12 protein-coding genes are annotated in these 16,329 nt (G+C 59.3%); 4 read left to right on the forward strand and 8 right to left on the reverse strand.

What is annotated here, in order from left to right:
• Nucleotides 1-30 precede the first annotated feature (30 nt).
• The 3 genes from ACID345_RS10435 to larC all read right to left on the reverse strand — a co-directional run bounded on the left by ACID345_RS10435 (nt 31) and on the right by larC (nt 4,500).
• A complete protein-coding gene (locus ACID345_RS10435) occupies nt 31-834 on the reverse strand; it encodes a TatD family hydrolase (RefSeq protein ID WP_011522831.1) in 804 nt (267 codons plus the stop codon).
• A gap of 269 nt (nt 835-1,103) precedes the next feature.
• Nucleotides 1,104-3,119, reverse strand: coding sequence for a methionine--tRNA ligase (gene metG / locus ACID345_RS10440; RefSeq protein WP_011522832.1), 2,016 nt, complete (start codon nt 3,117-3,119; stop codon nt 1,104-1,106).
• Entirely contained in the window at nt 3,112-4,500 is a 1,389-nt protein-coding gene (larC, locus tag ACID345_RS10445) for a nickel pincer cofactor biosynthesis protein LarC (protein WP_011522833.1), read from the reverse strand. The genes metG and larC overlap by 8 nt, the downstream gene beginning before the upstream one ends.
• Nucleotides 4,501-4,796: 296 nt before the next feature.
• Here larC and ACID345_RS10450 point away from each other — a divergent pair, with 296 nt between their 5' ends.
• The 3 genes from ACID345_RS10450 to ACID345_RS10460 all read left to right on the forward strand — a co-directional run bounded on the left by ACID345_RS10450 (nt 4,797) and on the right by ACID345_RS10460 (nt 8,318).
• Nucleotides 4,797-6,740: an arginine--tRNA ligase gene (locus tag ACID345_RS10450; RefSeq protein WP_011522834.1), complete on the forward strand. Its 1,944-nt coding sequence runs from the start codon at nt 4,797-4,799 to the stop codon at nt 6,738-6,740.
• 118 nt (nt 6,741-6,858) lie between these two features.
• Nucleotides 6,859-7,071 (forward strand): hypothetical protein, encoded by a 213-nt coding sequence (locus ACID345_RS10455; protein WP_011522835.1) that lies wholly within the window; start codon nt 6,859-6,861, stop codon nt 7,069-7,071.
• Between the two features lie 128 nt (nt 7,072-7,199).
• The gene (locus ACID345_RS10460; RefSeq protein ID WP_011522836.1) at nt 7,200-8,318 is read left to right on the forward strand and encodes a hypothetical protein; all 1,119 of its coding nucleotides are present in this window, start codon (nt 7,200-7,202) and stop codon (nt 8,316-8,318) included.
• A 3-nt stretch (nt 8,319-8,321) separates the two neighbouring features.
• Here the strand turns inward: ACID345_RS10460 and ACID345_RS10465 are convergent, their stop codons facing one another.
• From ACID345_RS10465 to ACID345_RS10480, 4 genes are all read right to left on the reverse strand, one after another.
• Nucleotides 8,322-9,347, reverse strand: coding sequence for a SpoIIE family protein phosphatase (locus tag ACID345_RS10465; protein ID WP_011522837.1), 1,026 nt, complete (start codon nt 9,345-9,347; stop codon nt 8,322-8,324).
• A gap of 222 nt (nt 9,348-9,569) precedes the next feature.
• The gene (locus ACID345_RS10470; protein ID WP_011522838.1) at nt 9,570-10,355 is read right to left on the reverse strand and encodes a hypothetical protein; all 786 of its coding nucleotides are present in this window, start codon (nt 10,353-10,355) and stop codon (nt 9,570-9,572) included.
• 435 nt (nt 10,356-10,790) lie between these two features.
• Entirely contained in the window at nt 10,791-11,387 is a 597-nt protein-coding gene (locus ACID345_RS10475) for a DUF6036 family nucleotidyltransferase (protein WP_011522839.1), read from the reverse strand.
• Nucleotides 11,362-12,108, reverse strand: a complete 747-nt coding sequence (locus ACID345_RS10480; protein ID WP_011522840.1) for a helix-turn-helix domain-containing protein — start codon at nt 12,106-12,108, stop codon at nt 11,362-11,364. The genes ACID345_RS10475 and ACID345_RS10480 overlap by 26 nt, the downstream gene beginning before the upstream one ends.
• 133 nt (nt 12,109-12,241) lie before the next feature.
• On the opposite strand from ACID345_RS10480, the gene ACID345_RS10485 reads away from it, so the two are divergent.
• Complete coding sequence (locus tag ACID345_RS10485; RefSeq protein WP_041856539.1) at nt 12,242-14,308, forward strand: hydantoinase/oxoprolinase family protein; 2,067 nt, start codon at nt 12,242-12,244, stop codon at nt 14,306-14,308.
• A gap of 161 nt (nt 14,309-14,469) precedes the next feature.
• Here ACID345_RS10485 and ACID345_RS10490 read toward each other — a convergent pair whose 3' ends face one another.
• The gene (locus tag ACID345_RS10490) at nt 14,470-16,206 is read right to left on the reverse strand and encodes a M20/M25/M40 family metallo-hydrolase (protein WP_011522842.1); all 1,737 of its coding nucleotides are present in this window, start codon (nt 16,204-16,206) and stop codon (nt 14,470-14,472) included.
• Nucleotides 16,207-16,329: the final 123 nt, after the last annotated feature.

The raw sequence follows: 16,329 nt of genomic DNA on the forward strand, positions 1-16,329 counted from the left end.
CAACCGTCGTTTCCCTTGTGTCTTTCGTGTTTAAAGATTTTGCTTTTGAATTCCGAAGAACCGATAGAAATTCGACGTGGTAGCGCGCCCCAGTTCCTCCGCCCCGGCGCCCTTCAACTGCGCGATGTACGCCGCCGTCTCCGCAACAAATGCCGGCTCATTCCTTTTGCCCCGGTGGGGTACCGGTGCCAGGTACGGCGAATCCGTCTCAATCAACATCGCGTCCAACGGACAAAGCACTGCTGCATCGCGAATGTTCTGCGCTTTGGGAAACGTCACGTTCCCCGCGAACGAGAGTAGAAATCCGATATCGAGCGACTGCCGGGCTTGTTCGATGGTTCCGGTGAAGCAGTGCATCACGCCGCGACGCCCCACCCAATGCGCCGTAAGAAGCGCGAACAAATCTTCCCACGCATCGCCATCGCTCTTCTGCGACGGCCGGCAGTGAATCACGATCGGCAAATCAAGGTGCTTCGCCAACTCCAGTTGCTCAACGAACACGCGCTGCTGCACATCCCGCGGCGAATGGTCATACCAATAGTCGAGCCCAATCTCGCCCCAGGCGACAACCTTCGGATCCCGTGCCTGTTCCGCCAGCTTCTGGAGATTCTCCGCCGTAGCCAGCTTCGCCTCATGCGGATGCACCCCAATCGTCGCGTGCATCCAGTCATATTGCTTCGCAAGTTGCAGCGCCTGATCGGCAGTGTCCGGCCCATCGCCGTTGCCGATGAGCAGCAGGTGCTCCACACCAGCATTGCAAGCGTTCAAAATCACGGCCTCGCGATCTTCCGCAAAGCGTGGCCCGTCAAGATGGCAATGAGAATCTACGAACATGATGTCTACGAGCGACGACGCCGCCCGAAGAAAACAACTCCCAGAACGATTGTGAAACCCAGAGTGATGATTACAAATATCGGGTGGTCGTTGAGCAAACGCTCCGGCGCTGTGGGTCCGGGAGGTTGCCCATAGAGCGAGCCATCCCAAGATCCTCTATCACTAAACCAACCGACTATGAACAGCATCGCGAATGCAATGGCAATGCTGAGTGCAATGCGAGCAGCTCTAGGCATGACCTAATGACACCTAGCGTGCACGACGTGTTCCTATTTCAGCCTCGCTCCCGGCGGCACATCCTCGTGGAATCCGGCCAGCACCGGCGTTCCGCCATCAAGCGATCCCGCCAGCAGCATGCCATTCGACTCGAGACCTTTGAGTTTGCGCGGCGCCAGGTTGGCGACGATTACGATCTTCCGCCCGATCAACTTCTCCGGCTCATACGCCAGTGCGATTCCCGCGATGATCTGGCGCTGCTCAAACCCAAGGTCCACTTCCAGGCGCAGCAGTTTGTCAGCGTTCTTTACTTTCTCAGCGTGTTTGATCACCGCAACCCGCAGGTCAACCTTCGTGAAGTCATCGATCGTGATCTGCGGCGCAATCGGTGTGAACCCATTGTTCGCCGCCACAGGTGCTTCCACCGCTGGTGCGGGCGCTACCGCCGGTTGTGCGGTTTCGGGCGTCACTTCGGGTGCGGGCGCTTGGCGCTCCTGTTCCATCTGCTGCATCCTTTCGATGGCCGTCTTATCGGCGCGCGGGAAGACGCCTTCTACCTTCCCCAGTTTGGTTCCAAGATGTAGCTGGCCCCACTTGATCTCAGCCAGCTTGAATTGCTTGATGTCGCCGAGCCCCAACTGCGACCAGATCTTCGCGGTCGAATCCGGAATCACCGGATACGCGAGCGCGGTCACGATGCGCAAAGCCTCGGCTGCGGTGTAGAGCACCGTCGCCAGCCGCGCGCGGCTCTGCTCATCCTGCTTCTCGGCCAGCGCCCACGGCTCATTCTCCACGATGTACTTATCCACCGCCGCGACCAATCCCCAAGCGGCTTCCAGCGCCTTCGAGAATTGGTACTGGTCGAACGCAGCGCCAAAGTCTTCAATCGTCTTGGCAGCGATCTTTGCGATTGCATCATCGGCTGCCGTCCTTGTCGCTGCGCTCGATGGATAAGGCACCTCGCCCTTGAAGTAGCGCGTAATCATCGAAAGCGTACGGCTCGCAAGATTGCCCAGCCCATTTGCCAGGTCAGCGTTGAAGCGCTGCACCAGCGCGTCAAACGAAAACGATCCATCCTGTCCGAAAACAACTTCGCGCATCAGGAAGTAGCGAAGCGCATCGGCACCAAGCACATCGAGAATCGTCTCCGTCCGCACGATGTTCCCGCGCGACTTCGACATCTTGCTCTCTTCAAATAACAGCCATCCATGCGCCACGATGCTCTTCGGCAGCGGTAGTCCGGCGGCCATCAACACCGCGGGCCAGAACACGCAATGGAAACGCACAATCTCTTTGCCCACCATGTGCACATCCGCGGGCCAGAACTTGTCGTAGAGTTTCGTGTCATCGCTGCCGAATCCTAGCGCCGTGATGTAGTTGCACAGCGCATCAATCCATACATAAATCACGTGCGCCGGATCGTCCGGCACCGGGATGCCCCACTTGAACGTCGTACGACTGATTGACAAATCTTTCAGCCCGCCGCGCACGAACGAGATCACTTCATTGCGCCGCGCTTCCGGCCGAATGAAATTCGGGTCCGAAGCGTACAGCTTCAACAACGGCTCTTCCATCGCAGAGAGCTTGAAGAAATAATTCTCCTCGTGCACTGTCTCGGTTGGCCGACCGCATTCCGGACAGGGTGCGCCGGGCGTGTCGACATCAACATACAACTCGTCGTAAACGCAGTATTGGCCGCTGTATTTGCCCTTATAGATGTAGCCGCGATCCTGCAATCGCTTGATCAGCGCCTGCACGCCGCGGATGTGCTCCGGATCGGTGGTGCGAATGAACTTGTCGTAGCTCAGCCCCATGCGGTCCCATAGCCCGCGAAACTCTGCCGAGACCTCGTCCACAAATTGCTGGTCCGATTTACCGGACGCCATCGCCGAGCGCTCGATCTTCTGCCCGTGCTCGTCGGTCCCGGTCAAAAAAAACGTATCCACGCCGAGCATGCGCTTGCGCCGCGCAATCGCGTCGCAGGCCACCGTGGTGTACGTGTGCCCAATGTGCGGGCGCGCGTTCACGTAGTAAATCGGCGTGGTGATGTAGAACTTGTCCTTAGACATTCGTGTGTTCCAGGTAAAGCCTGATAGCTTCCTGCATCACGTGCTTCAGCGGCACATGATGCTGTTCGGCGATTCGCCGGCAATCTTCATATTCGGGTGCATAGTTACTGATGCTCCCCGTGATCTGCGCGATCTTCATTCGCACTTCGCCCCATTGCGTGCGCACCGTTTCATGACGGCGCGGCAGCACGTAGCGCTGCTCGCGGCGGGTGCGTATCCCAATCGTCGAAGTCTCGCGGAACACTAGCCGGGCAATTCGCTCCGCATCCTCAGGCTTTGCCAGCAACGTCAGCAGCGTTCCCGGGCGGCTCTTCTTCATCTGCACCGGCGTGGCGAAAACATCGAGCGCGCCGGCGGCCAGCGCCTGCTCGGCAACGTAGCCAAAAAGCTGCGGATTCAAGTCGTCGATGTTCGCTTCGAGCACAATCACTTCATCCAGCGGAAGATCACCCTTCGATTCTTCCACGGCCGCTGCCTCGCCCACAGTGATGCGCAGCACATTTGCGTGGGAAGGGAAGTTGCGCGACCCCGCGCCATACCCGCTCTTGGCGATGGTCATCGCCGGCATCTGCCCGAAGCTGTGCGCCAGCACTTTGACCAGTGCCGCGCCCGTCGGCGTAACCAGTTCTTTCTGGATTTCGCCCGCGTACACCGGCGCGCCCTTGAGCAACTCAACGGTTGCAGGTGCCGGTACAGGGAACACGCCATGCGCGCATTTCACCGTGCCGCCGCCCACATTTAGTGGCGATACCACGAAGCGCTCGACATCCAGCGCCTCGGCGCCCACGGCCGCGCACACGATATCCACGATCGCATCTACCGCGCCCACCTCGTGGAAGTGGATCGTCTCTACCGGTACGTTGTGGATCTTCGCTTCCGCCGCGCCCAGCGCCTCGAAAACATCCGTCGCCGTCTTCTTCGCGCGCTCGCTGATCGCGCTCCCGGCAATGATCGTCTTGATCTCGCTCAGATGCCGCCCATGCGCGTGGTCATGCTTATCTTCCTTATCTTCGTGCTCATGCTCGTGCGGGTGCTCGTGGGTGTGCCCGGGCTCATCGTCATGTGCGTGGGAATGCGCATGTACGGTCCCATCGGCATGATGATGTTCGTGCTGGTGCTCGTGTCCGTGCTGATGCGAGTGCACATGGTGCACCGGTTGCTCGTTTTCCCGCGGACGGTCAGGCTCGCCATTCACCACTACATCAACCTTCGTCGATGTGATTCCGCAGCGGTCTACCCGCGCAACTTGCAGCTCCGCCCCAAGATTCAGCCCGCGCACGGTCTGTCGCAGCAATTCCGCGGAGACCCCGGCATCCACCAGGGCTCCGAGGAACATATCCCCGCTGATCCCGGAAAAACATTCAATGTAAGCGATGCGCATGATCGAACCACAAGCCAGATTTCTTCAGCAGAGTCGCGGAAGAGGCAGTGAATCCTTCATCCTAGGGCAGCTCGCGCCTTGGGGTCAAACCCCGCGCTTTGTTAGAATCACTGTTTCTTCAGCAATTTACGTTAACCTACTTTTCTAAGCACGGCTGGTGAAAGGTCGTGACTTTAGTCGTGCCGAAATCGCCGAACCGGTTTGTATCAGGGCAGCGCTTTAGCGCTGCCGAAAAGCGTCGATAATCTGCAAGGGCTTCAGCCCCTGCACGCACTTAATAGGGGCATCCACTCAACGTGTATCGGTCTCTCCAGCAGCGCCTCATCTCCGCCATCCAGGCCTTCCTCCGCCAGAAATACGACGTCCATCTTCCCACCCTCGTGGTGGACGCTCCACCCAAGGTCGAGATGGGTGAATACGCTCTTCCGTTCTCGTTCGAACTCGCCAAGCGCCTGCGCAAAGCCCCGCGCAAAATAGCCGAAGAAGTCGCAACCGAACTGCCGCCCATCGAAGGCTTCGAGAAGCCTGAGGTCGCAGGCGCCGGGTACATTAACTTCCGCCTGAAGCGGGGGGATGCAGCCACCGCGTTAGCAAAAGGAGAATCCACGCCGGTCACCCACGACGGCAAGATTCTGGTCGAGCACACCTCGATCAATCCCAACAAGGCCGCGCACATCGGCCACCTGCGCAACTCCATCCTTGGCGACACCTTCGTCCGCCTTTTGCGCGCCGCCGGCCGCACCGTCGACATCCAGAATTACATCGACAACACTGGCGTTCAAGTCGCCGACGTCGTCGTCGGCTTCACCCATATCGAGAACAAGTCGAAGGCCGAAATCACTGCGCTCACCGAGCAGCCCAAGTTCGACTACTACTGCTGGGACCTCTACGCCCACACCTCGCAGTGGTACGAGCAGGCCGCGGAGAACAAGAAGATCCGCCTCGAAGTCCTGCACGCCATCGAGCACGGGGGCAACGAGCTCTCCGAGATCGCTGAAATCATCTCGCGCGCTGTCCTCCGTCGCCATCTCGAGACCATGGACCGCCTCGGCATTGAATACGATTTCCTGCCGCGCGAGAGTGAAATCCTCCGCCTCAACTTCTGGGCACTCGCCTTCGAGCAGCTCAAAGAAAAAGGTGTCCTCTACTTCGAAACCGAAGGTAAGAACAAGGGCTGTTGGGTCATGACCCGGCCAGGCCGCGAACGGGTCGATGGCCAGCCGGACGAGGACGCTAAGGTCATTGTCCGTTCGAACGGGACAGTCGGCTACGTCGGAAAGGACATCGCCTACCATCTTTGGAAGTTCGGCCTGCTCGGCCGCGACTTCGGCTACAAAAAGTTCTACCTCTATCCCAACGGCCAGCAGGTCTGGATCAGTTGTGATCCCGCCGAGGGGGAGAGCGACCACCCCCATTTCGGTGGCGTCAGCGAAATTTACAACGTCATCGATACCCGCCAGTCCGATCCTCAGGAGACGGTCAAGGAAGCCATCCGACTCCTCGGCTACAACGACAAAGCCGACCACTACACCCACTTCTCCTACGAGATGGTCGCGCTCACCCCGCGTTGCGCCATCGATCTCGGCTACGACGTCTCGGAAGATGATCGTGCCAAGTCCTATATAGAAGTCAGTGGCCGCAAAGGTTTCGGAGTCAAAGCCGACGACCTCATCGACAAGCTCATCGACGCCGCGACCAAAGAAGTCGATTCCCGCCACCCGGAACTCACCGAGTCCGAGCGCCGCGAAATTGGCACCCAAATCGCCATCGGCGCCCTGCGCTACTTCATGCTCAAGTACACCAAAGCATCGGTCATCGCCTTCGACTTCAAGGAAGCTCTCGCCTTTGAAGGCGAAACCGGTCCCTACGCGCAGTACGCGGTGGTCCGCGCCACCAATATTTTTCGCAAAGCCGGCATCGCACCCGGAGATGCACTCGCGTACAACGTCGATTTCACGAAGCACTTTGCCGAGACTGCCGAGATATGGGAAGTCTGGCTCATGGCAGGGAAGACCTCACAGATTCTCGAGCTCTGCATCTCGCAATCCGAGCCCGCCTACGCCGCCAAGCACGCTTTCCAACTTGCGCAACTGTTCAACAACTTCTACCACCGCCACCACATCCTCACCGAGGAAGACGAAGGCCGGAAGAAATTCCTGCTCGCCACCGCCGCCGTCATGCGCCGCGAACTAATTGCCGTCCTCGCTGCCATGGGCATCAGCGTTCCGCCTGTCATGTAAGGAGGTTCCGTACCCCCTGTCAGAATTGCTCAGAAGGCCTTAAGACAGCTTCTACTTACCTTGTAAGACGTTCACCTAATTCCGCAAGTGCGCCGCAGCAAGAACAATCGTTCGCACCATGATTGCCATGCTGCCCGCCGTCCACAAGTTCATCGAGGCCCATGACCGCTACCTCGCCCTCGATGAGGCCCGCACTGACTTCCCCAACCCCCGCCAACGTGAGCTCTACCACATTGAAATTATGAAGGCGTACCTGGAGGTCCAGTATCGCGCCAAGGTGATCGCCGGCATTCAGTACGCCGACGGCATGGATTTCGCCGACCGCCACTAGCCACTCTGAACCGCCATTCACCCACCAGTACTAAGTTCATAATTCCAGAGTACGAGCCACCTTCTGCCACTAAACTTCCTCTAACAGTTTGCGCACGTCTGAGTCGCTGACTGTTGTCGAAGGTCTCGATGCCGCTGGCTCGTATTCGCACGCAATTTCCGGAAGAAGTCCAGGAGCTCTGCGAAGCCCTCATGGAAGCGGGCTACGTGGTGGAGACCGTGCGTCCAAATGAGGTCCGCATCTCTCCCGCCGATCTCGAACTCACCGTCGACAAGCTCCCCGTCATCGAAGCCTGGCGCAATATTCCTGACGCCGACACCGTGTACGTCGCGCCAGGAACTCCCGAGAGCCGCGATGTGCGCAGCGGCGCCGGCCGACACATGTCGCGCGAGGCGCGGTTTGCCGGCTTGTTGGCGAACCTCGGCGAGACCGCTCACGCGCTCTCGCGTTGGTCTGCGCGGCAGTGGCGCGAAGCCCGTGCCCGCGGGCATGAATGGCGCGAACGCCTCACGCCTCCGCGCGAATATCACTCTCCGCCGCATCTCGAACCAACAGATCTACCTAGCGAGTCCGTCATCTCTATCGACGCGGTGATCGAGAGGCTTCGTCGCCAGCGCAATTCCCGCGAGCGGGCAGAGAAGGAACTCGCGGAGCGGGTGCGCAAAGAAGCAGAAAGCCGTCGTCGCACGCGCGAAGCCGCGGAAGCCAAGGCTCTTCTGGAAGAGCAACAAAAAATCGAACACATGGTGCGGGCCACGGCTGAACTTCGCGAAAAAGTGTTCCGTAAAGAAGACCAGCCGAAGCCAGAGCGTCGCCTGCCGAGACCGCGGCGCCTGCTACGTACCCGGCGTGATCGCGCTTTCGTTCGTGCCGGAGTCGCGGCATTTTCTCTGTCTCTCGGCCTTGCGTTGCTGGCCGGAGAAGCGCTGCACCCGCGCCCTGTCTCCACCGTCGTGCCGACCGTCGCCACGACTACGGCGACTCCGTTCGCGAAGCAGCCTGTCACTGCGCCAACTGCCGCTGATACTGCCGCCGCAGCCGAGAAGCCGCCCAGCGCGCTTCCTACTCTCGCCAAGCCAGCCGTGCTCGCCGATCCGGTCATCACCGCGGATGCCAAGCCGCCGCAATCCAAGCGCGACAACACGATTGCCGACGACGAAGTCGAGGTGATCGTGCGCAAAGCCACCGTGACTCGGCCTCATCCTAAATCCAAGTCCCGCGTCGCTCACTACTCCGATCTCGACTAACCCTTACATCACGGCGTGATGCCGCGGTTCGCTCAGCTTGCTGGCGGGAGCGAATTGGATCGCCAGCATCGTCTCGTCGTCGAAGCGCTCGACGTTTCCGCGGAAGCCATCGAGGCGCTCGCGGCAGTTCTTCACCATCTCGCAGGGCAACTTCGTTCCGTGCGACTGGACGAACTCGCGCATCTGTTCGACTCCAAATTCTTCGCCCGCTTCGTTCAGCGCCTCGGAAATTCCGTCGGTGTAGAGCACCAGCGTATCGCCTGGTTGCAGGGAAGTCCGTTGCACGGTGAACTGCTGAGAGCAGAACATGCCAAAGGGCAAGTCGGTGCTCTCGATAACCTCCAAATCCGCTCCCTTCGCTAGTAGTAATGGCAAATGACCGGCGTTGGCGACGTCGAGTGCGCCGTCACAATTCACATGGCCGAACACCAGGGTGGCGTACTGGCCGGACATGGCGCTCTCGCAGAAGAGGCGGTTGGCGCGGGTGAGGAGTTCGCCCACGCAATCGGCGGTTGGGATGAGCGCGCGGAATACCGAGCGGAGGCTGGCGGTAAGCATCGCGGCACCAACGCCTTTGCCGGCGACGTCGGCCATGATGAAGTACATTCCGCCGTGATCGTCGCCGATGATGTCGAAGTAGTCGCCGCTGACCACACGCGCGGGACGGAAATGGAAGGCTGTCTCCCAACCAGCTACCGCGGAATCGTCGGGCGGCAGCAGGCCGATCTGCATGCGGGCTGCGAGTTCGAGGTCCTGTTCGAGGCTGCGCTGCTGCGCGGGTGTGAGGCAGCCGAGGCAGAACGTCACCAACGGGTCAGCCATCACGCGGTCCACTTCGATGGACTCATGACAGTTTTGGCAGACCCCAAAGTTCCCGGTCTCGAGCTTAGCCAACGCCTGATCCACATCGTGCAAGAGGTGCGTAATCTGCGCCGATTCATGCTTGGTGATCGCGGTCTCGAGATTGTGGCGACGCGTTACCAGTTGTTCGCGGATCTGGTTGATGTAGGCGGTTTCTGCGGTCGTCATTTTCGTCCTCTGTTCGCTAATTAGAACCTCAGGATAGCCTGCGGGATTCAGTTGATTCTATCCGCAAGTGGGACGAAAAATTCGCTTTGGGGACGAAGGGAGTGGCTCGGTACTCCGACGGACAACAGCAGATCCTTCGTCGCTGCGCGCCTCTGGATGACAAGAGAGGGGAGTGTGAGGGAGAGTGCGTGTGGGCTGGCCGCGATGGGTGCGAAAGCTCTTTCAACAATTCCATCCTTTGATCTTCGTTTGGCTGGACTTTCTTAGGTCGCGGAAGATTTCTCCCCATTCTTGATCGTGGCGCTCCTGTGCGGTTTCGTCGTCTTCGATGGTGGAGGGGAGGGGCATGGCGGTGCCTTTCCGGAAGGCCGGGGTGTATTTGCGGATGGCGAGGAGCTCTTTCTTTTTTGCGGCGACGGCGAGCTCGTGGATCAGCAGCATCGTGGGATCTCGCTTCTTGGGAACGCTGGTCACTGGCTTCTTGGGCGGGATTTTCGCTTTCTCGCGGCGTCGCTTCTTCTTTGCCGACGGGTCGGTTGCGACATCTTCGGGATTAGTTTGCGCGGGGACGACGGCGAGCTGCGGCGGCTGGTAGGGCATTTCCGCGAGCTCTGCATGCGCTGCGCTGGTCGTGGTTGCCTCTTCTGTGTCGGGGAGGGAAGCGTCGAGTTCCGGCACATATTCGCTGTAGGTTTTGGGCTTTTCGACGGCGACACCTTTCAAGTTCGACGATGCGGTTTGCAGCGCGTAGAGGGTGAGGGCGGCTTTTTTGGCGTCGATGCGATCGGAGAGGAGGGCGTTGACGACGTCGCTGAGGGCAAGCTGGATGGTCATGCGGTCCTCGAGGACGGGCACCTGGAGCGGGAGTCGGCGTTCGGCGGCGAGACGTTGGCGGCGGACGCGATCGCGGGCAGCGACGTGGAAATAACAGAACGGTTCGTTGCGCAGGCGTGGCGCGCGGCAGGTATTGCCGTTGGCGAGGACGTGCTGACACTCGTGAAACTTCATGGTTGATATACCTCTACCCCCTCCCCCACCGCTCTTGTGTTTTCAGCAGCTTAGGCTGTGGAAAACTTGTAAATTCTTCTTTTTAATGGTGTTTACGGGTAAATTCCTCTCGGGTAAGGAGTTACACCTACCACGGAGGCACGGAGACACGGGGGAGTTGGGATTTCAAAGATCTGGTGTTGCGAGGATCAAGGGTAGAGGAATGGGTCGTATTGGGATGTGATTTAGGACAGCGATGGGTGTGATGGATGTATCAAAAGGATGTGATTACGAGGGGCAAAAACGCGAAAAGAACGGGTTGGGAGCGAGAAAATCGGGTTTCGGACGTGAAATTCCGGGGTTTTGGGGAGGAAATTTTGGGAGGGGTTGAGAGCTTATTCAACACAGAGGCACAGAAATGCAGAGGGGAATGGAGCGGATTTCTGACGTGAATCGCTAGAGCGCGGCATCCGGATGCTGTTGCGCCGCGACCTCTTCATCAATCATTTCTTGCCAGAGGCTGATAACTGGATCGTTACGTGTTTCCGGTAGCGCAATGTAGGGTCGCATTTCCTTCTCGTAACGCGTTCTCAGTTCGGTGGAAGTGATTAGACCTTTGCGCGCTAGAAATTTAATGCCTTCCCGGTCTCTTTCGCTGTTCCGTCCAACTTTCATAAGCACAAGGTCATGGGGATCGGGAGCGAGAAGGCGGAGATGTTTCAGTGCGCCGGGAAACATTTCGGAAAGGCGATCCTCGTATTCCTCGGGATAGGCTTCGATGACCGTTACCAACTGAAGATAGATGCGGTGCTTGCGATGCAACGGGGATCCCTTGGCGCCAAGTGCCAGGAATTGATCGAGCAGGGGAGTCGGGCGGATTGCCAATACGTCAACATCGCTGGTCTCGAGCATGAAGCCATATTGCCGAGTCAGGACAAAGCCACCGATACAGTGGAAATCCACCTGTTCAGCAGCGACTGCATCGAGTTCCTTGAGGAAAGGTCCCCAAGGCGCTGGGATCGAAGAGTCAGGCATAAGCAAGTTGATTGGCATCGAGATCTGACAAGACGTGCCAAGCTGCGGCGTCTTCCGGCCTTCTCGCCGCAAGCCATTTGCGTTCCGATTTTGTCATGCTCTCATAGCAATACGTGTCCTGCCTCGCTAAGACAGAATCGCGAAGTTGGGTTTCTTGCTTGCGCAATAACGCTGCGACGGAAGAGAACTGCGTTTGCATGGCGACCTTCCGGGCGAGCGTGAGGGTGAAGCCCAGGCGATTCTGGAGATCTCGTACCTTCGCATTATCGCGAAGCCAATGCCAATCCCAATTCGTTTTGCAATAACGAACCACCAACCAAGGCAGTGCTTCTGCGACGCGCCGTTCGAGGTTGGGTTGAGACAGGGCGCGCATGAGCAACTGCATCGGGTGTAGCGTGGGCTCTCCGACTTTGAGATGCGCAAATCGCGGATAGTCCAGATTCGCGAGTTCTCGCGCGTAATTCAGTTTAGAAGTTTCGAAATCTTGTCGCATGGGCAGATAACCGGCATCCAGTTCGAACCCCATTTGGCGGAATTTTTGTAGATGCTCTGGAGTTAGGACCCGCTCTCCACTTTCCAGTAAGGAGACGAGGGGCTGCGAAACGCCGAGACGGCGCGCCAATTCGGATTGGTTCCAGCCTTGCTTCTTCCGGATAGTCTTGAGTCCGAGGGAGCTCATGCGGTCCTTCCTGAATAAATCAGATGCAACTATATTACAAATAGATGTAATAAAAATCAAAGGAATATCCCATCTTGTCTGTGACTTAGGCGGTCTTGGGTGAAGAGCATCGAGCGATGGAACAGCCCTCGAATGAATGGCCCTGGGAGGAGGTACTCACTCTTCGGCGTTGAGTGCTAGCCTAGTTCCCATCATGGCGGGACCTCTTCGCATTGCTGTGGACACGGGTGGGACATTTACCGATTGCGTTTGGGTGGAGCGCGGGCGGCTGCGGATGTTGAAGGTGTTTTCGACGCCGCATGATCCTTCGGAGGCGATTGCGTCCGCGGTGGCGCAGATTGTGGCGCGGGTGGGCGCGGGCCCGGATGTGTTGCTGCTGCATGGGACTACCGTGGGGACCAATGCGCTGCTGGAGCGGAAGGGCGCGCGGGTGGCGTTTGTTACGACCAGCGGGTTTGAGGACACGCTGGAGATTGGGCGGCAGAATCGTCCGCGGCTGTATGAGTTGTTTGTGAAGAAGACGGCGCCGCTGGTGCCGGAGGGGCTGCGCTTTGGCGTGCCGGAGCGGGTGGCTCCGGATGGGACAGTGCTGCGCGCGCCTTCGGATGACGATCTGCAGAAGCTGCGGATTTTGATCAGCGAGACGAAGCCGGAGGCGATTGCGCTGTCGCTGCTGTTCTCGTTTGCGAATCCTGTACATGAGAAGAAAGTTGTAGAGGAGCTGGCGTCGCTGGAGATACCGGTGTCGGCTTCGCACGTGGTGCTGCCGGAATTTCGCGAGTATGAGCGGGCTAGTACCGTGGTGGTGAATGCTTATTTGCAGCCGCTGATGAGCGGGTATTTGGAGAGGCTGGCGTGGAAGCTTGACGGTAGTGGAGATGATAGGGGTCCTTCGACTGCGCGTGCTTCGCACGCTTCGCTCAGGATGACAGAAGCAAACACTGCTTCCCGCGGAAGGGTGTTTGTGATGCAGTCTAGCGGGGGGATTGCGGCACTGGAAGTCGCGCGGCGGGAGCCGGTGCGGACGGTTTTGAGTGGGCCTGCCGGAGGTGTAGTGGGATGCGCGGCGATGGCGCGAGAGAGCGGGTTCACGCGGGTGATTGGGTTCGATATGGGTGGGACGTCGACCGATGTGTGCCTGGTGGACGGCGAGATTCGCACCAGCACTGAGGCGGAGGTGGCGGGGCTGCCGGTGCGGGTGCCGATGCTGGATATCCATACGGTGGGTGCGGGCGGCGGGTCGATTGCGCGGTTTGATGAAGGCGGGGCGCTGCGGGTGGGGCCGGAGTCGGCGGGCGCGGAGCCGGGACCGATCTGTTATGGGCGCGGAGTGGAGCCGACCGTCACGGATGCGAATTTGCTTTTGGGTCGATTGCGAAGCGATCGGTTTTTGGGTGGAGAGTTTGCGCTCGACGTGGAGCGGACTCGGAAGATCGTGAGCGAGTGGCTGCGGAAGCGTGCGGTGCGGATGACCATGGAGGCATTTGCCGAGGGCGTGGTGCGGGTAGTGAATGCCAACATGGAGCGCGCGCTCAGGGTGGTGTCGGTGGAGCGGGGATTTGATCCGCGGGAGTTTGCGCTGGTCGCGTTTGGCGGGGCGGGGGCGCTGCATGCGTGCGAGCTGGCGGAAGCGCTGAGTATTCCTACGGTGGTGGTGCCGGCGCTGCCGGGGGCGTTGTCAGCACTGGGGATCTTGGTGAGCGATGTGGTGAAGGATTTTTCGCGGACTGTGGTGTGGTCGGTGGGTAAGGTCGTGCCGCGAGAGAAGTTGGAGCGGGAGTTTCGCACGATGGAGTCGCGGGCGAAGGCGGAGTTTGCGGCGGAGGGGTGGAAGGGGAAGCCGACAATTCGGCGGTCGGTGGATGTACGGTATCGAGGGCAGGGGTTCGAGTTGAACATCGCGTATGGAGCGGGGTTTGTGGCGGCGTTTCATGCGGAACATGAGAAGCGATATGGGTATGGGCATCCGGAGCGGGAGATTGAGATGGTTACGCTGCGGGTGCGGGCGGGGATTGCGGCGCCGAAGGTGAAGCTTGCGATTTCTCCTTCACTGGAGAGAGGCGCATCTTCGAAAGAGAAGGTGGTGTTAGGCGGGAAGGCGATGACGACGGCGGTGGTGGATCGCGAGGCGATAGGTTCGGGATTTAAGGGGCCGGCGATTATTACCGAGTACAGCGCTACGACCGTGGTGCCGCCGGGTTGGAGGGGGAAGAAGGATGCGGTGGGGAATCTGGTACTCCAAAGAGCGCGCAGGGGCTGAAGCCCGTCGAAAGGGGCGGGGCTGATTCGGCACGGCTGAAGCCGTGCCCTGATACAAAGCTAGAAGCTCTAAGAAAAAAGTCCAGGGCACAAAGTCCAAATTCCAAAACAAAAACCCCCGCGCTATCGCTTCGCGATAGAACGGGGCACCTATCTACAAACCTACTTTTTCTCGGGCGTCTTTTCTGGTGTCGCGTCTTTCTTTTGTTCTTCGGCGGCGGCGACTACACCGGGCATTACGTTCTTGAGCGGGGCTTTGCCGGGCTCGTCTAGCTCGGGGTGGGGGAGCGGTTTGCGCGGGAGCATCTGGTCGCGCATGGCGGTGTTGTAGACGAAGATGGCTTCGACAACGGCGGCTTGCGCGAGGTCGGCGGGTTGGAGACGCTCGTAGAGATCCATGTTGCTGTGGTGGGTGCGGGAGCTGTAGTCGAGCGGGTCTTGGATGAACTGGAAGCCGGGGATGCCGACCGAGTCAAAGGCTTCGTGGTCGGTGCCGCCGGTGTTGCGAACGGAGATGGTGTTGACTCCGAGATCAGAGAGAGGCGCGATCCACTCCTTGAAGAGCGGCGCCAGTTGCGCGTTGCCCTGGAGGTAGATGCCGCGGATTTTGCCGGAACCGTTATCTACGTTGAAGTAGCCGGAAATTTTGGCATGCTCGGGCTTGATCTGGATGGGACCACCGGGCTTGCGCACGAATTCAGGAAGCGCGAGCTGGTCGGGGGCGGTGGAGAGCGGCGCGAATCCGAAATGGTTTTTGACGTAGCCGTAGGAGCCGAACTCGCCTTCTTCCTCACCAGTCCAGAGAGCGACGCGGATGGTGCGGCGAGGCTGCACGTGGAGCGCGTTGAGGATTCGCATGACCTCCATAGCGACGACGGTGCCTGCGCCGTTGTCGGTGGCGCCGGTGCCGGAGGCCCAGGAGTCGAGGTGGCCGCCGACCATCACGACTTGATCTTTAAGAGCGGGATCGGTGCCGGGGATTTCAGCGATGGTATCGAAGCCGTGTTCGTGGTCGCCGGTGAACTCGGTGCGAACGTCCATTTCGATGGAGACGGGGACGTTGGCTTTCAAGAGGCGATAGACGCGGCCGTAGTTTTCGATGGCGGTGACGACGATGGGAAGCTTCTCGGCGTGCTCACGCTGGTAGGTAAACCAGCCCATGCCGGTGCCACCGTCGTCGAAGATGGTGCCGCCAGAGCCGCCGTTGTCGCGGCCATCGCGGGAAGGGACGACGATGGCGGCGGCGTGCTCATCCGCGAAGAACTTGCCGGCCTTTTCGCGGAAGGTGAGTTCCTTAATGAAGCCGGCGAGGAAGTCTTCGTGCTGTTCACCGACTCGGACAGGGAAGTCTTCGATCTTCTTGAGGTCGGCATCTTCGTTGCGTTTGGTGAGCGGCTTCTCGACGGGCTTCACGTCGCGCATGGGGCCGAAGAAGATGATCTTGCCGGTCAGCTTACCTTTGTACTTCTCGAGATCTTTTTCGTCTTTGGCTTCGATCCAGATGGCCTGGCCGTTGATGGGGCCGCTGGTGGCGGGAGACCACGGGAGCGCTTGCGCGATGAAGACGGCGTTGTCAGGGGCGGACATGCGCACCCAGGTATTGATCTGGCGCCAGCCCAGTCCGAACTCGCCCCAGTCTTCGAGGTGAGCGTTGCTGCAGCCCATGGAGGTGAACTGGTCGCGCGTCCATTCATTGGCGTGCTTGAGATTCGGTGAGCCGGTGAGACGCGGGCCGATACCGTCCATGAGGGCGGAGGCGTATTCCATGATGTGCGAGTGGTCGAATCCCTCGGAGCGGATGCGTTGGTACATGTTGTAGTCAAGGGCTTCGGGTTTTTGGGCGCAGAGCGGGAATGAAAGTGCAAGGAGACATGTGGCGAGGCATGCGTACTTCTTCATGGAAAACCCCTGTTTGAAGTGAAGAGGCAGAGTAGCAGAAAGGGAGGCAGGGGCTAAAGCCCATCTTCGATTTGCGGCGTTTTGGCAGCGCTGAAGCGCTGCCCTGATACGAGCGCTGCCCTG

Origin of the sequence: Candidatus Koribacter versatilis Ellin345, assembly GCF_000014005.1 — a bacterium.
Lineage (GTDB): Bacteria > Acidobacteriota > Terriglobia > Terriglobales > Acidobacteriaceae > Korobacter > Korobacter versatilis_A.

What these genes read in the sequence shown, in the direction of transcription:
- ACID345_RS10435 (WP_011522831.1), bottom strand. Translation starts at nt 834, where the DNA reads ATGTTCGTAGATTCTCATTGCCATCTTGACGGGCCACGCTTTGCGGAA.
- metG (WP_011522832.1), bottom strand. Translation starts at nt 3,119, where the DNA reads ATGTCTAAGGACAAGTTCTACATCACCACGCCGATTTACTACGTGAAC.
- larC (WP_011522833.1), bottom strand. Translation starts at nt 4,500, where the DNA reads ATGCGCATCGCTTACATTGAATGTTTTTCCGGGATCAGCGGGGATATG.
- ACID345_RS10455 (WP_011522835.1), top strand. Translation starts at nt 6,859, where the DNA reads ATGATTGCCATGCTGCCCGCCGTCCACAAGTTCATCGAGGCCCATGAC.
- ACID345_RS10460 (WP_011522836.1), top strand. Translation starts at nt 7,200, where the DNA reads ATGCCGCTGGCTCGTATTCGCACGCAATTTCCGGAAGAAGTCCAGGAG.
- ACID345_RS10465 (WP_011522837.1), bottom strand. Translation starts at nt 9,347, where the DNA reads ATGACGACCGCAGAAACCGCCTACATCAACCAGATCCGCGAACAACTG.
- ACID345_RS10470 (WP_011522838.1), bottom strand. Translation starts at nt 10,355, where the DNA reads ATGAAGTTTCACGAGTGTCAGCACGTCCTCGCCAACGGCAATACCTGC.
- ACID345_RS10475 (WP_011522839.1), bottom strand. Translation starts at nt 11,387, where the DNA reads ATGCCAATCAACTTGCTTATGCCTGACTCTTCGATCCCAGCGCCTTGG.
- ACID345_RS10485 (WP_041856539.1), top strand. Translation starts at nt 12,242, where the DNA reads ATGGCGGGACCTCTTCGCATTGCTGTGGACACGGGTGGGACATTTACC.
- ACID345_RS10490 (WP_011522842.1), bottom strand. Translation starts at nt 16,206, where the DNA reads ATGAAGAAGTACGCATGCCTCGCCACATGTCTCCTTGCACTTTCATTC.